The sequence below is a fragment of the Limnoglobus sp. genome (genome assembly GCF_059499385.1).
Window position 1 is genome coordinate 17619 of sequence record NZ_JCABYM010000009.1, and the last position, 15138, is coordinate 32756.

16 protein-coding genes are annotated in these 15138 nt (G+C 66.9%); 11 read left to right on the forward strand and 5 right to left on the reverse strand.

Annotated elements, in window-relative coordinates; all coding sequences use genetic code 11:
• The first annotated feature begins 175 nt into the window (after positions 1-175).
• From hpt to glgC, 3 genes are all read left to right on the forward strand, one after another.
• Complete coding sequence (gene hpt, locus AC5JJ2_RS00955; RefSeq protein WP_495856089.1) at positions 176-703, forward strand: hypoxanthine phosphoribosyltransferase; 528 nt, start codon at positions 176-178, stop codon at positions 701-703.
• Positions 704-707: 4 nt separating this feature from the next.
• The gene (locus AC5JJ2_RS00960) at positions 708-1712 is read left to right on the forward strand and encodes a glycosyltransferase (RefSeq protein ID WP_495856090.1); all 1005 of its coding nucleotides are present in this window, start codon (positions 708-710) and stop codon (positions 1710-1712) included.
• 68 nt (positions 1713-1780) lie between these two features.
• Positions 1781-3046, forward strand: a complete 1266-nt coding sequence (gene glgC / locus AC5JJ2_RS00965) for a glucose-1-phosphate adenylyltransferase (protein WP_495856091.1) — start codon at positions 1781-1783, stop codon at positions 3044-3046.
• A 77-nt stretch (positions 3047-3123) separates the two neighbouring features.
• Here the strand turns inward: glgC and AC5JJ2_RS00970 are convergent, their stop codons facing one another.
• Positions 3124-3645: an NUDIX hydrolase gene (locus AC5JJ2_RS00970; RefSeq protein ID WP_495856092.1), complete on the reverse strand. Its 522-nt coding sequence runs from the start codon at positions 3643-3645 to the stop codon at positions 3124-3126.
• Positions 3646-3739: 94 nt separating this feature from the next.
• On the opposite strand from AC5JJ2_RS00970, the gene AC5JJ2_RS00975 reads away from it, so the two are divergent.
• The 6 genes from AC5JJ2_RS00975 (at position 3740) to selA (ending at position 9468) form a co-directional block, all read left to right on the forward strand.
• Positions 3740-4897, forward strand: coding sequence for a site-2 protease family protein (locus tag AC5JJ2_RS00975; protein ID WP_495856093.1), 1158 nt, complete (start codon positions 3740-3742; stop codon positions 4895-4897).
• A gap of 16 nt (positions 4898-4913) precedes the next feature.
• Positions 4914-6248, forward strand: a complete 1335-nt coding sequence (hisS, locus tag AC5JJ2_RS00980) for a histidine--tRNA ligase (RefSeq protein WP_495856196.1) — start codon at positions 4914-4916, stop codon at positions 6246-6248.
• 3 nt (positions 6249-6251) lie between these two features.
• Positions 6252-6788: an HYExAFE family protein gene (locus AC5JJ2_RS00985; RefSeq protein WP_495856094.1), complete on the forward strand. Its 537-nt coding sequence runs from the start codon at positions 6252-6254 to the stop codon at positions 6786-6788.
• Positions 6785-7585 (forward strand): sugar phosphate isomerase/epimerase family protein, encoded by an 801-nt coding sequence (locus AC5JJ2_RS00990; protein ID WP_495856095.1) that lies wholly within the window; start codon positions 6785-6787, stop codon positions 7583-7585. Before AC5JJ2_RS00985 ends, AC5JJ2_RS00990 begins: the two co-directional genes overlap by 4 nt.
• An 81-nt stretch (positions 7586-7666) precedes the next feature.
• Positions 7667-8101: a DUF4258 domain-containing protein gene (locus AC5JJ2_RS00995; RefSeq protein WP_495856096.1), complete on the forward strand. Its 435-nt coding sequence runs from the start codon at positions 7667-7669 to the stop codon at positions 8099-8101.
• Positions 8098-9468: an L-seryl-tRNA(Sec) selenium transferase gene (selA, locus tag AC5JJ2_RS01000; RefSeq protein ID WP_495856097.1), complete on the forward strand. Its 1371-nt coding sequence runs from the start codon at positions 8098-8100 to the stop codon at positions 9466-9468. Before AC5JJ2_RS00995 ends, selA begins: the two co-directional genes overlap by 4 nt.
• Here the strand turns inward: selA and AC5JJ2_RS01005 are convergent.
• Positions 9452-10015 (reverse strand): DUF1802 family protein, encoded by a 564-nt coding sequence (locus AC5JJ2_RS01005; RefSeq protein ID WP_495856098.1) that lies wholly within the window; start codon positions 10013-10015, stop codon positions 9452-9454. The genes selA and AC5JJ2_RS01005 overlap by 17 nt on opposite strands.
• Positions 10015-11007 carry an NAD(P)H-dependent glycerol-3-phosphate dehydrogenase gene (locus AC5JJ2_RS01010; protein WP_495856099.1) on the reverse strand — a complete coding sequence of 331 codons (993 nt, stop codon included), beginning with the start codon at positions 11005-11007 and terminating at the stop codon, positions 10015-10017. The genes AC5JJ2_RS01005 and AC5JJ2_RS01010 overlap by 1 nt, the downstream gene beginning before the upstream one ends.
• A gap of 227 nt (positions 11008-11234) precedes the next feature.
• Here AC5JJ2_RS01010 and AC5JJ2_RS01015 point away from each other — a divergent pair, with 227 nt between their 5' ends.
• On the forward strand, positions 11235-11474 hold the full coding sequence (locus AC5JJ2_RS01015) for a hypothetical protein (protein WP_495856100.1): 240 nt from the start codon (positions 11235-11237) through the stop codon (positions 11472-11474).
• 59 nt (positions 11475-11533) lie between these two features.
• Here AC5JJ2_RS01015 and AC5JJ2_RS01020 read toward each other — a convergent pair whose 3' ends face one another.
• On the reverse strand, positions 11534-12400 hold the full coding sequence (locus AC5JJ2_RS01020; protein WP_495856101.1) for a hypothetical protein: 867 nt from the start codon (positions 12398-12400) through the stop codon (positions 11534-11536).
• A gap of 238 nt (positions 12401-12638) precedes the next feature.
• Between AC5JJ2_RS01020 and AC5JJ2_RS01025 the strand changes: the two genes are divergently transcribed.
• Entirely contained in the window at positions 12639-14591 is a 1953-nt protein-coding gene (locus AC5JJ2_RS01025) for a hypothetical protein (RefSeq protein WP_495856102.1), read from the forward strand.
• Between the two features lie 89 nt (positions 14592-14680).
• Here the strand turns inward: AC5JJ2_RS01025 and AC5JJ2_RS01030 are convergent, their stop codons facing one another.
• Positions 14681-15049 carry a response regulator gene (locus AC5JJ2_RS01030; protein ID WP_495856103.1) on the reverse strand — a complete coding sequence of 123 codons (369 nt, stop codon included), beginning with the start codon at positions 15047-15049 and terminating at the stop codon, positions 14681-14683.
• Positions 15050-15138 lie beyond the last annotated feature (89 nt).

A 15138-nucleotide genomic window follows, 5' to 3' on the forward strand; every position in this document is an offset into this window, starting at 1 on the left:
CCCCCCCCGCCCCCCCCCCCCCCCCCGGGGGGCCCCCCCCCCCCCCCCCACCACCCTACAACTCGCCCGCCCGACGCACCGCGCGTGAAGGCGGATGCCGTCGCCACTTCCCCTGTCCGCCGGCGCTCATTTCTGTTTCAATGCCCCTCACTCTCCGGCTCCCAGGGACGTGAAGATGGACGTACTCATCTCGGCCGACCGCATCCGCGAGCGCGTGGACGAACTCGGCGCGGAAATCGCCACCGACTTCGGCGACCGCCCCATCACCGTCGTCGGCGTCCTCACCGGCTGCCTCGTCTTCCTCGCGGACCTCATCCGCCGGCTGAACCACCCGACCCACATCGCCCTCATGCAGGCGTCCAGCTACCGCGGCACGGCCACGTCGCCCGGCCAGCTCGAAGTCCGCGACGAACTCCTCCCGCCGCTCGCCGGACGGCACATCCTCCTCCTCGACGACATCCTCGACACCGGCAACACGATCAGCCGCGTCGTGGACTACTTGAGGTCGAAGGGCGCGGCCTCCGTGCGGACGTGCGTGCTGCTGCGGAAGGTCGGCCGCCAGTCCGTCGCGTTCGAGCCGGACTACGTCGGGTTCAGCATCCCGGACAAGTTCGTCGTCGGGTACGGCCTGGACTTCAACGACCTGTACCGCCACCTGCCGTTCATCGCCGTGCTGCCGGAGTCGGCGGCGGCCGGGAGCTGACCGCGTGCGCCTCCTCCACCTCGCGTCCACCCTCGGCCCGACGGGGTCGGCGAAGCACCTCGCGCTCGTCGCCCCGGACCTCGCCCGCGACGGGTTCGAGCAACTCGTCGTGAACTTCGGCGACGCGAAGCCGTTCGGCGACCGGCTGTCGGCCGATGGCGTTCGCGTCGAGTCGGTGAAGTTCCGCGGCCTGTTCGACGTGTCGTCCGCGGTCAAGCTCCGCCGCCTCGCGCGAGCCTTCGTGCCGGACGTGCTGCACGTCTGGGGGAACCGTGCCGCGGCCCTCGCGAACTTGCTCCGCGCTCATTTCGGGAAGACGCACCCGATCCACGTCGCGAGCGACCTGCGGCCCGTGCACGGGCACGCCGTCGAGCGAACGCGGACCGCGGCGAAGGTCGTCCGCGATTCCGCCCCGCTGCTCGACCCGACTCCTTCCCCTGCCCTGCCGCTGACCGCCCTCGGCCTGCCCGCGTCGGCGCGAATGATCGTGAACGGCGGCGGCTTCGACACGACCTCCGACCAGCGGATGGCCGTGTCCGCGTTCGACATCATCAAGTACACGATCCCGGACATTCACCTCGCCGTCGTCGGCGACGGGCCGGACTTCGCGAAGGTCCACGACCTCGCCCACGCCATCGGGTACGAAGACTTCCGCACCCACTTCCTCGGCGTGCGGGCCGACGTTCCCGCGATCCTCGCGACCGCAGCGGTTGTCGTGATAACGCACCGGCAAGGCGGGAAGACGACGGCCCTAGAGACCGTGACCGCGGGCGTGCCGGTCGTGGCATGGAACACGCCGGACCTGGCCGCCTTGATCGTTGACGGCGAGACCGGGCTGCTCGTCCCGCCCGGCGACCGCGCCGCCCTCGCGAGTGCGATGTACCGCGTCCTCACGACGCCGGAACTGGCGGCGAAGCTGGGCCAGGGAACGGCCAAACCACGCGAGCAACCGGCCCCGGCTTCGGCCGCCGCGGCGTGGGCGAAGATTTACCGGTCGTTCAAAACTTGAACCCTGTTTTCTCCGGGCGCTTCTGGCACAATGACGGGGCCAATCCCCTCCATGTCGGAACCCGCGTGATGCTCCGAGATATTTCGACCGTCATCCTCGCCGGCGGGAAAGGCACGCGCCTCGAACCCCTGACCCGCGACCGGGCGAAGCCGGCCGTTCCCATCGGCGGCATGTACCGGATCATCGACTTCACGCTCTCGAACTGCCTGAACAGCGGCCTCCGCCGCATCCGCGTGCTGACCCAGTTCAAGTCGCACAGCCTCAACCGGCACATCCGCAAGGGGTGGAACTTCCTGCCCGGCGAACTCGGCGAGTCCATAGAGGTGTTGCCGCCGCAGCAGCGGATCGACGAGCACTGGTACCGGGGCACGGCCGACGCGATCTACCAGAACATCTACAGCCTCGAGCGCGACCGCTCGGACGAGACACTGATCCTGGCCGGCGACCACATTTACAAAATGGACTACGGCCACATGGTCCGGTTCCACCGCGAGCGCGGGGCCGACCTGACGGTCGGGTGCATCCCGGTCCCGCTGGCGGACGTGCGGCACTTCGGCGTCGTCCAGACCGGGCCGGAGGAGCGGGTCGAGCGGTTCATCGAGAAGCCGCCGACCACGACTCCGATGCCGGACGACCACCGGCACGCGCTCGGGTCGATGGGGATTTACGTGTTCAACACCCGCCTGTTGTTCGAGCGGCTCTGCGCCGACGCGGCCCGCAAGGAGAGCGGCCACGACTTCGGCAAGGACATCATCCCGGACATGATCCAGGAGGGCTTCGGCGTGTACGCCTACCGGTTCCGGGACGAGAACCGCAAGGCCATCCCGTACTGGCGGGACGTGGGCACGCTCGACGCCTACTACCAGGCGAACATGGACCTGGTGGCCGTCGATCCGGTGCTGAACCTGTACGACGCGGCGTGGCCGATCCGGACGCTGCCGCCTCAGTTGCCGCCGCCGAAGTTCGTGTTCGGCGAGCCGGGGTCGATCGGCCACGCCCGCCGCGGCGAAGCGATCGACAGCATGATCTGCGCCGGCTGCATCCTGTCCGGCGGCCACGTCCGCCGGAGCATCCTGTCGCCGGGCGTGCGGGTGAACAGCTACGCGACGGTCGAGGAGTCGATCTGCTTCGAAGGCGTGGAGATCGGCCGGTACTGCCGCGTCCGCCGGGCGATCATCGACAAGGACGTGAAGCTGCCGCCGTACACGGTGCTGGGGTACGACACGGAGTTCGACCGGGCGCGGGGGTTCACGATCAGTGACGCAGGCGTGGTGATCGTCGCGAAGGACGAGCCGCCGGAGGCGTTCCAGGCACCGAACACGCTGCCGTTCTAGTGGGGTGTGTCGAGGCTTTGCGAGGCCCACCGGTGTGACATTCGCGCTCGCGGTGGGCCTCGAAGACTCGACCCACCCTACAAAACCACGTCCCGCAGCTTCTCCCACAGCAGGATCGACGTGATCGTCTTCGCGTCCTTGATCTCGCCGCTCAGGCACATCTTCACCGCGTCCTCGAACTTCACCGTCACCGGTTCGAGTTGCTCGTCCGCCTCCGGCCGGGCGGTCCCCGCCGTTAGGCCCTCCGCGATGAACAGGTGTAGTTTCTCGTCCATCACCCCCGGCGAGGCGTAGAGGTAGCCGCGGTACGTCCACCTCGCCGCCGTGTACCCTGTTTCCTCCAGCAACTCCCGCCGCGCGCACGCCTCCAACGGCTCGTTCGGCTCGACCGTGCCGGCCGGGACTTCCCACAGCGTCTCGTTCATCACGAACCGGTGGTTGCGGAGGAGGCAAATCTCGTCCCGGCTCAGCACCGGCAGGATTACGACCGCCCCCGGATGTAGAATCACGTCGCGGCGGATCGGCCGCCCGTCCGGGCCGACGGACGTGTCCACGGCCACGCGGATGCGGCGGCCGGTGTGAACGAATTCGCGGGGCATCGGTCGGCTCGCTTCGTTGCTGGGGGGTAACGCCGATGATAAGATGCCGGGGGAAGGCCGACAATCGGTCGCGGGTTCCGAGTAAGGTGGCACGATGCACGATCCGATGAAGTGGGCGTTGCCACTCTACCGCGCGTTCGGCATACAAGTCCGCGTCCACATCCTGTTCCTCGTCACCATCGCCCTCTGCTTCCGCCAGATTTCGGAGTTGAAGGGGACGATCTGGTGGTTCGACGTGTTCATGATTACCACCGGGCTGGTGTTCCTGTCCGTGCTCCTGCACGAGTACGGCCACAGCTTCTCCGCCCGCTGGGTCGGCGGCGACTCGAACGAAATCCTCCTCTGGCCGCTCGGCGGGCTGGCCTACGTCGAGGTCCCGCACACGCCCCGGCACAACGCGATCGTGACGATCTGCGGGCCGCTAGTGAACGTCGCGATCGTCGGCGTTTGTTCCCTCGCCCTGTTGGCCGGCGGGTTCTCGCCGGCGAAGGCCCTCAACCCGTTCAAGACGCCGTACACGGCCGACACGTACAACCTGAACGACGGCCGAACCTACTCGACCGGCTACCGTCACTTCCTGTACAAGCCGGGCACGGCCGAGCAGGTCGGGATCGGCATCCAACTGGACGAGCAGAAGTTCGACCTCGTCGCCGGCGGGCCGACCGAGCAGGCGGAACGGGCCTTGCTCCCGGCGTGGTCCGTCTGGGCGTGGCGGCTGTGCTGGATCAACTGGTGGCTGTTCCTGTTCAACATGCTCATCCCGGCCTACCCGATGGACTGCGGCCGGCTTCTGCACGCCTACCTCTGGTCGCGGACCGACTACCGGCAGGCGACGATCACCTGCTGCTACGTCGGGTACGGGGTCGCGGTCATCCTGCTGATCGTCACGATCGTCACGAACGAGTTCATCCTCGGCGGGCTGGCGCTGTTCATCGGCATGACGTGCTACATGACGCTCCGCACGGAGATGGAGACGGAGCGCGGGGCGTTCGGGTACGACTTCTCGCAGGGCTACACGAGCCTCGAACGCGACGACCCGCCCCCGCCCCGGCCGCGGCGGAAGAACTTCGTCCGCCGGTGGCTCGACGCCCGCAAGGCGAAGAAGATGCACCGCGAGCAGGAGCAGAAGTTGCAGGACGACCAGCGGATGGACCAGTTGCTCGAAAAAATCGCCCGCGCCGGTAAGAACTCCCTGACCGACGAGGAGCGGCGGTTCATGGAGCGCGTGAGCGCCCGCTACCGAAACAAGTGAGAGTACCGTGTCGAAGCTGATCGAACCGCGGACGCTGAGCGGCTTCCGCGACTACGCCCCGAGCGCGATGATCCCCCGCGAGCGGGTGCTGCAAACGGCCCGCGACGTGTACCGGTCGTTCGGGTTCACGCCGATCGACACGCCGGCGTGCGAGTCGCTGGACGTGTTGCTCGGCAAGGGCGGCGACGAGTCGGACAAGCTCGTCTACCGCGTCCGCGGGGCGAAGCAAGAGAAGGAGGAGATGGGCCTGCGGTTCGACCTGACGGTCCCGTTCGCCCGCTTCGCGGCGAAGAACATCAACGACCTCGGCACGCCGTTCAAGCGGTACGCGCTCGGCCCGGTGTGGCGGGGCGAGCGGCCCGGCCAGGGCCGCTACCGCGAGTTCTGGCAGTGCGACTTCGACACCATCGGCACGACCTCGAGCGCCAGCGACATCGAGACCATCCTTGTCGTCAGCGAACTGTTCGCGGCGCTCGACCTGCCACGGGTCGAGATTCGCGTGAACAGCCGTCTCATCCTCAACGGCCTGCTCGAAACGCTGAACCTGTCCGACAAGACGGCCGCCCTGCTCCGCTCACTCGATAAGCTGGCGAAGGTCGGGTGCGAGAAGGTGATTGAAGAAATGGTCAAGGAGGCCGGGGTCACCCAATCCCAGGCATCTCAAGTCCTTACCCTTGCGACCACGGAAGGGACTAACGAGCAGGTACTCGCGCAGCTCGACGAGTTGTTCTCTGGAGTCGAGAACAAGAACGCCACCGAGGGCATCCGCCGGCTGCGGGAGTTGCTGGTCATCGCGAAAGCGGTCGGCGTGCCATACGGCCGCATCAAAATCGACCTGAGCATCGCCCGCGGCCTCGACTACTACACCGGCGTCATCTTCGAGACGTTCCTGCTCGACCTGCCGGCCATCGGGTCCGTCTGCTCTGGCGGGCGGTACGACAACCTCGCGAGCCTGTACACGAAGCAGGTGCTGCCCGGCGTCGGCGGCTCCCTCGGCGTGGACCGGCTCCTTGCCGCGATGGAGGAACTTAAGCACCCGTGGATGACGGGCAACAGTTCGCCGGCGCAGGTTTTGATTCTCCAGTTCGACGCGGGCTTGCTCGACGTATACCAGAAATTGGCGCGAGAACTACGGGCCGCCGGCATCGCGACGGAAGTGTACCCGGACGCGAAGAAGCTCGGCCAGCAGTTCCAGTACGCCGAGAAGCGCGGGTACAAGGTCGCCGTCATCGCAGGTGGGAATGAAGTTGCGGCCGGCACGGTGAACGTCAAGAATCTGGCGAACGCCGAACAGGTGACGATCCCGATGGCCGAACTCGTTCCGACCGTCCGGCGGTTGCTCCAGGGCTGACGCATGAAGCGCGACAACCACTACGAGGCGGCGTTCGAGGCGTTCCTCCGCTCCCGCGGCGTCGGGTTCATTGCCGTGGACGAGGCGAAGCGGACGCTGCTCGGCGACGCGGACGTGAAGTCGCTCGACTTCATCATCGTCGGCCCGCACGACGCGAAGTTAGTCGTGGACGTGAAGGGCCGCAAGTTCCCCGGCGGGTCCGCCGAGAAGCCGGTCATGACGTGGCAGAACTGGTCCACGCTCGAAGACATCGACGGCCTCGAACGGTGGGCGACGGTGTTGGGGTCGGACTACCGCGGCGTGCTGGCGTTCGCCTACGAGATTCGTCCGCCGTTCCAACTTCCGACGGACACCCGCGACCTGTTCGTCTTCCGCGACACGACGTACCTGATGCGGGCCGTCGAAGTCTCGACTTACCGCGAACTGATGCGCCGCCGCAGCCCGAAGTGGGGCACGGTCGGGTTGCCGGTCGCGGCGTTCCGCAAGGTCGTCCGGCCGTTCACCTCGTTCCTGTTCCCCGCCCCGGTGCTCGCGCCATGACGCGGTTCAATCTGGGCGTCGTTGTCGAATCGACCGGCCTGCCGCTCCGCTCGGCCGTCGAACAGGCCGCGAAGTGGGGCGTCGAGGGCGTGCAGGCCGATGGCGTCGGCCCGCTGTCCGCGCACAACTTGAGCGACACCGGCCGCCGCGAGTTCCGCAACCTGCTGAAGTCGTTCAACCTCGAACTCAGCGCGATCGGCTGCCCGATCCGCCGCGGCCTGGACGTGGCCGACGAGTTGGACCGCCGCATCGACACGCTTCAAAAGACGATGCAACTCGCCTACGACCTCGGGGCGAAGAAGATCGTCGTGCCCTGCCCCAAGCTGCCGACTGACCCGCTCTCACCGGCGGCCCTCACGCTCCGCGAATCGCTGACGGCGCTCACCCGTTTCGGCGACCGCGTTGGCTGCCTGGTCTGCCTCGAAGCCGGGCTGGATGACGGGCCGAAGTTGCGGGAGTACCTGAAGACGTTCGACACCGGCAGCTTGGCCGTGAACTTCGACCCGGCGAACTTCCTGGTGAACGGCCACGACCCGCTCGCGTCCGCCGTGGCGCTCGCCGGGGTCATCGCCCACACCCACGCCCGCGACGCCCGGCGGTCGTCCGTCGGCAGCGGGCCGGAAGAGGTCGCGGTCGGGGCCGGTGACATCGAGTGGATGGCCTACGTGGCGACGCTGGAGTCGATCGACTACCGCGGGTACTTGACCGTCGAGCGGACGGTCGGCGACAATCGACTGAACGACGTGGCCGCGTCCGTCCGGTTTCTCCGCCGGTTCGCGCCGCGGGACGAAAAGTAGAAAATCGTCCGTCCGCGCTCAAATCCGCCCGTCCGTCAAACGAAGAGTCCGAGAAGCCCTCCCTGTCGATGGGGTCAGATCATGAATACCGGCGACCTGTTCATCATCATCGTGTTCGGCGGCGGCATCCTGTGCGCCATCGTTCACGTCGTCATGGACAACTGGCGGAAGGCCCGCGCCGCGGAGCAGAACGCCGTCCTCAAGAAGGACATGATCGAGCGGGGCTTTTCACCGGACGAGATCGTCCGCGTCATCGAGTCCGGCGGCACGCCGGAAGAGGCCGACGCCCGCGACGTGGGGACGGCCCTCGTCGATCAGGGGTACTCGTCGGACGACATCGCGGCCGTCACCGCGTCCTACGACCGGTGCCCGCCGCCGTTGAAGACGGCCATCCGGGCGTCGGTCGTAAAAATGATCCAGAACGGATACAAAGGACGGAAGATCGCGGCCTACATCGATTCCCGGTACGCGGCATCGGGCGAGAGGCGCGAGCCTCAACCCGTCAACGCGCGATGACCAACCCGTACCAGGGTCTGCCCTCCATCTCGAAACTCCTCGAACGGCCGGAAGCGGAATCGCTTCGCGGCCGTTTCCCACACGACGCCGTCGCCGACGCCCTGCGGGCGGAACTCGATTCGCTCCGTTCTCGCATCGGGGCCGGGGAGCAGCCCGACGGCGACGCCGACGCCACCGCCATTCTGAACCGCGCCTCGACCCGACTCGCCGCCGACTTTCAGCCTAAGCTCCGACCCGTCATCAACGCGACCGGGATCGTGCTGCACACGAACCTCGGCCGCTCGCCGATGCACGAATCCGCGGCCACGGCGGCATACGAGGCGGCCCGCGGCTATCTGAATCTGGAACTCGACCTCGGCACGGGGAAGCGGTCATCCCGGCAGAACCCGGTACGCGACGGCATCCGCCGCATCACCGGGGCGGAGGCGGCGACGGTCGTGAACAACTGCGCCGCCGCGACGGTCATCGTCCTGCGAACGCTCGCGGCCGGGAAGGAAGTGATCGTCTCGCGAGGCCAACTGATCGAGATCGGCGGTAGCTTCCGCATCCCGGACATCATGGCCGTCAGCGGCGCGACGCTCCGCGAGGTCGGCACGACGAACATCACCCGCGCCGCCGACTACGAGAAGGCCGTCGGCCCGAACACCGGCGCGATCATGCGGGTCCACACGAGCAACTACCGCGTCCGCGGGTTCACGAAGGCGGCGACGATCGAGGAACTCGTCGCGATCGGCCGGAAGCACAACCTGCCGGTGATCGACGACGCCGGCAGTGGCGCGGTTCTCGACCTTGAGGGCGAGCCGAAGGTGAGCGAGGGCATCCGGGCCGGCGCGGACCTCGTGCTGTTCAGCGGCGATAAGCTGCTCGGCGGGCCGCAGGCTGGGATCATAGCCGGGAAGAAGACGTGGATCGAGCGGATCGAGAAAGACCCGCTGATGCGGGCGTTCCGGCTCGACAAGATGACGCTCGCGGCGCTGGAGGCGACGTTCCGGTTGTACCGCGATCCGGCAAAGGCGAAGCAGGAAGTGCCAACGCTGCGGATGCTGTCCACGCCCGTCGCGGACCTGCGAACACGAGCCGAGCAGTTCGCAGACCGATTGCGGGCCATCCCGGAATACAAGGTCGAAGTGCTGGACGACGTGGCGTACGTCGGCGGCGGCTCGCTGCCGGATCAGGCGTTGCCAACGGTGGTGATCGCGCTCTCGACGACGGCCGCGAGCGACGCCGAACTCGCCCGCCGGCTCCGCGCCGGCACCCCGGCCGTGATGGGCCGCGTGCAGGACGGGAAGCTCTTGCTCGACCTGCGGTGCGTATTCGAGCGGCAGGAACATGACTTGTTCAACGCCCTGCTCACGGCCGTCCGATGATTCGCTCGCGAATCGCGTTCACGTTCTTTTGATGCTCCGCGTCGCTCAACACCGCTTCCCCAACTTCGGTCAGTGTGCGGTCGAGTTCCACCCACGTCTTGCACCCCGCGTAGGCGGGATGTTCGGGAACCTCGATCCGCGGCGTCCTCCACGCGCGAACCGGCAACACGTACAGCCCCGGCGTGCGGTAGTGGAACCGCTGTGCGATCGTCTCCGGCGACCAGACGTGCAGGTCGTCGAGCGACAGCGCGACATCGAGCTTGTCCACGAAGAAGACCTCTGTGATCTCGACGAACGCCGTGAAGTGCAGCGTCCCGGCCGGGGCCTTCTCGCGCTCGGCTTCGTCCAGAAGCTGCATGGCCGACGGCTTCACGCCCTTCTGTTGCTGCTCGTGGAAGTGCGTCGGGTAGAGCCAAAACCGCGAGTGTTCCGGCGCGAACACACCGCCCGCCTCGGAGATGCCGCCCTTACGGACGATGAGCGACTGCCGCCCGGTCGCGAGCGCCCGGCAGATCACCGCCCACTCCTTGAATGCCGTCGCGAGCATCAGCCTTCCTCCCGCATCTGCCGGGTCATTAGTTCTTCGACTGCCACGAGCGGCGGCTTGTCTTCGTACAGCACGGCGTACACGGCCGACATGATCGGCGTGTCGAGGTCCATCGCGAGCCGCCGCTCGTTCACGCTCCGGGCCGTGTAGACGCCCTCCGCGACCTGCGGCCCGGCGAGGATGTCGGCGAGTTTCTCGCCGCGGCCGAGCCGCTCCCCGACCCGCCGGTTGCGGCCGTGCTTGCTGAAGCAGGTCGTGATGAGGTCGCCGACGCCGGCGAGGCCGGCGAACGTCGCCGCGTCCGCGCCGTGGGCCACGCCGAACCGCGTCATCTCGACGATGCTACGGGTCAAGAGCGCCGCCTTCGCGTTGTCGCCGAACTGCAACCCGTCGCAAATGCCGGCCGCGATGCCGAGGACGTTCTTGAGCGCGCCGCCGAGTTCCACGCCGACGAGGTCGCGGTTCGTGTACACCCGGAACCGCGGCGTGCCGAACGCGGACTGAACCTCCGTCGCGAAATCGAGGTCGGAACTGGCGACGACGACGGACGTGGGTAGGCCGAGAGCCATCTCCTCCGCGTGACTCGGCCCACTCAACGCGGCGACCGTCCGCGGGCCGAGAATCTCGGCGACGATCTCCGTCGGCCGGAGGAAGGAGCCGTTCTCGATCCCCTTCGTTAGACTCACGCACCGCACGGCTGGTGTCACGAAGGACACGAATCGGCCGACGTTCACGCGGAGGAACGCCGTCGGCACGGCGACGATCCACGTGTCTGACCCCTCGGCCGCCGCCCGTGGGTCGGCAGTGATTCGCACTTCATCGGGGATTCGCACGCCTGGGAGCAGCCGCGTGTTCTCGCGCGTCTCGACCAGCCGCGCCGCCGATTCCGCGCGGGCGGCCCACAGGCGGACGGCGTTGCCCAGCTTCGCCAGATGCACGGCCACGGCCGTGCCCCACGCCCCGGCCCCGAGTACCGCGAACGCCCCGGCCATGGTCGGCTTCCCCGTCGGATCGGTTCCCCACGCGGAACATTTTACCTAGCTTCCGCCGACCCGCCCGGCATGATGGAAAAACTACTGAAGGCCGGGAATCGGCGAAGTCGATGCCGTAAAGGTGGCAAACTCGATGGGGGTCGGGGTTGCCGCAACGGGGGAGAGCTGCCCGCTCTCGCAAGGGGCCGGTTCGCGAGAACAAGCCCGTCTGCACAGGAGGGTCAAACATGGCGGCACAATTGCGCGTGTATCCGGGGCCGGACGACTTGCTCGACGAGGAAATGGAACTGCCGGAGCCGAACGTCCGGGTGCGGCTCGGCGATTTGTTACCGCTCGTGGCGCTGGCCCAGCGGATGAACTTTACCTGGGTGAAGGACTTCCTCGACGACGAGGTGAGCATCACCGAGGACCTGCACGACGTGCTCCAGAGCTTCCGCGGCTGCCGGCCGCGGCCGACGGCCGGGTAGGGTGGGCATCGCCCACCGATGCCGGCGACCGTCTCCGCGGACGGTGGGCGATGCCCACCCTACTTTTTCGGCTCGTCGTCGTCCTTGATGTCGCGGAACATGTCCGGCTTGCCGAACTGCGTGGGGTCGAACGTCCCCCGCTGTTCGGCTTCCAGTATCCGCAGCCGGGCTTCCATCTCCCGCACCTTCGCCTGCAACTTCACGACTTCCGATTCCAGGTCGTCCCGCTTCTTCGGCTTCGGTACGTCCGGATAATCGAGCTGCCGCTGAAGCGCGGCGAACAGGAACAGCGGGTCGCGGCCGCGGCTGGCCTTCGCGATCTTCCCTTCCTTCTCGCCGAAGATGGGTTGCACCGGCGGCTCGTAATCCGGCTTCGCCCGCCGCTGGTCGCTCACGTACAACTCGGACCGCACGTACACCAGGTCGCTGAGGTCGATCGCCCCCGCGCTGCGCCGGACGAGGCCGATGTAATCACTCCAGTTCTGGTCGAAGTACGGGTCGGCCGACGACGCCTTCAGGCCCTCGTCGTACCCCAGCTTGTTCCGGGCGATCGTCTCGAACTGGAAGACGAAAAGGCCCTGCGGCGTCAGGTGCTTCGCCTTGTAGTTCGCCTCCCGTTCGAGCACGAGGAGCGCCGTCACCATCGGGAACTTTCTCTTCTCGTCCTCGGCCATGCGAACGAGGAACGCCTGGAACGGGGTGAAGTAGTGGCCCAGCCGCACGAAGCCGGGACCGAGGACGCCGGCGTGCCGAATCTCGGCCGCGAGGAACTGCACGGCCATCGGCAGCTTCGTCGTCGTCAGCAGCTCCTCGTGCGCCCGCGCCAGGATGTCCTGCGCCGCCACGCCCTCGATCAGCCGGTCGCGGAACAGCCGGAAGAAGTACGCCTGCTCGATGCATTCGTCACGGTCGGGCGGGGTGCTCATGCCGTCATCGTACCGAAGCCGCGGCGGATGCGAAGATGGAGCGGTTGCGCCGGCGGTAGCGTTGCGGCCCGACGTGCGTGGTTCGTCGGTGGTGTCAGTTTCGCGGTCGGGGGAGGTGGGGAATCGGCGGGGAAGGAACCGCCCGCCGTTGGTGTTCCGCCCGGCGGAGGGCAGACTGTTAATGAGTTGGAAACCGCCTCGTCGGCCACTTTCTCCACGACGGACACCGGGGTGAGGAATGAAGAGATTCGCGATCCTAGGATTTTTCGCGGCCGTCTCGTTGCTCGGCAGCTTCGGGACGGCGACGGCCGCCCACTGCGGCCTCTGCCGGTACCCCCGGCCGTGCGTGACGGCCGCCCAGTGCGCGCCGGTCATCACGTCGCAGGTGCATTACCAGCCGGTCGTCGAGCAGCAAACCGAGGTCCGCTACCGGGCCGTGTCCCGGACGGTCATGAAGCCGGAGACGTACACCGTCAGCCGGCCGGTCTACGAGACGCACACGGAATGCGTCCCGTACACGGTGAACCGCACGGTGGTCGAGCCGGTCGATCGCGTCGAGTGCTACACGGTCAACCGCCCGATCTACGAGAACCACGTCCAGGAGCAGCGGTACACCGTCAACAAGATGGTCCCGCGGTACTATCAGGTGTCGATCCCGTACTGCACGTACAAGACCGTCCACGAGCAGTACACGAAACAGGTTCCTTACGTCGTGAACCGCCCCGTCGTGCAGGAGTACCAGGTTCAAATTCCGTACTGCACGTACCACCCGGTCTACGAGCAGCACGTCCGCACCCACACGTACACGGTGAACCGCCCGGTCGTGGAGTGCTACCAGGTTCCGGAGTGCTACACGACGTACCGGAAGGTCCACGAGACGCACTACCGCGAACACCGGTACACGACGTACCAAACGCATGTGGAAGCGTATCAGGTCCCCGTCACCTATTGCACGCAGCACCCGGTTTACGAGACGCACTACCGCGAGCACCGGTACACCACGTACCGCACGGAGGTGCAGAACTACCAGGTCCCCGTCACGTATTGCGTCATGAAGCCGGTGTACGAGCAGCACACGAGCTACCACCCGGTGACGATGTGCCGCGAGGAGTGCGACTACGTCACGCAGACGCACACCAGCTACGTCTGCGAGCCGGTCACTACAGAGCGGGTCGTCACGGTCCACGGCACGCGGAAAGAAACGGTCCAGGAGTTCATCCCCGGCCCGGTCGTGACGAAGTGCGTCCGCCTGCCGGGGACGTGTGTGTTCGACCCCTGCACCTGCACGAGCAAGTACTGCCCCGGACCGGTCGTCCAGCAGCAGGTCCAGTGCCCCGGCCGCACCGTCTGCCGGACGGTCTGCGTGCCGACGACGGAGTGCAAGACGATCAAAGAGACGCACTACGTCCGCAAGCCGGTCTGCACGACGGTCCAGGTTCCGGTGAAGAAGCTGGTCCACTACACGGTCATGCAGCCGCGGTGCTACACGACCTGCAAAATGGTCCCGGAACAGCACACGCGGATGGTCACGAAGCAGCACTGCTACCGGGTTCCGCAGGAGCACGTCTGCCAGGTCCCGTACCGGACGTGCCGGATGGTGACGCAGCAGCACACGAGCTACGTCACGAAGCACCGCTGCTACCGCATCCCCCAGGAACACGTCTGCCAGGTCCCGTACACGACCTGCCGGACGATCCCGGAGACGCATACCCGGATGGTCACCCGCCGCCGGTGCTACACCGTGCCGGAAACGAAGTGCGTGGAAATCCCGTACACGACCTGCCGGATGGTTCGCCAGGACCACGTCCGGTGCGAAACCCGCCGCCGGTGCTACACCGTGCCGGAGACGTGCTACCGGACGGTGTGCTACACCGTGCCGCGGCAGATCCGCGAGGACCACGTCCGGTGCGAAACCCGGTGCAAGATGGAGTGCGTGCCGGAGGAGAAGGTGAGGTACATCCCGTACACCACCTGCCGCATGGTCCCGGAGACGCACCAGAAGGTCGTCCGCTGCTATGTGACGAAGTGCGTGCCGGAGACGAGGGTGAAGCAGGTGTGCCGCACGACCTGCCGGATGGAGTGCGTACAGATGTGCCGGATGGTCCCGGTGACGACGTGCGAGATGGAGCCGTACACGATCACGAAGTGCGTCAAGCGGTACGTCCCGGTGTGCATACCGGGTTGCCCGTAATTGCGGCGTCGATCGGAGAAAGCCCGGCCGAACGGCCGGGCTTTTTTTCGCCCGCCCTCGGAGTTGGGCTTTCGGGCCGGGGGGTCTTCTCAGCCGGGATAGCGGACGAGGGCCTCTTCGAGCGCCTTCTGAATGTCCTCGGGCGTCGCCTTGCCCTTGACCAGAACCGTATTCACCTTCAACGCCCTGGCCCGGTCGATCATCGGACTGTCGGCAAGGGCCGTGAGGACGACGACCGGCAGGGACTGAATGCGGAGGTAAGAACGAATCACTTCCAGAAACGACGGGCCGTCCATTTCGGGCATGAGAAGGTCCAGCAAAATCACGTCCGGCATATCGGCCAACACGGCGGCGAGTGCCTCCCGACCGTTCGGCACGCAGCTCGCCGTGTGACCCGCCGTCCGGAGTAGGATCGCGAGGGTTTCCGCCGCGTCAAGGTTGTCGTCCACGAGCAGCATCTTTGCCATATTCAACATGATATCAAGCACAGGCAGAGCTTCCCACCCGATCGTCACCTTGCCCGGCGGCGGTGACTCCCACCGCGAAT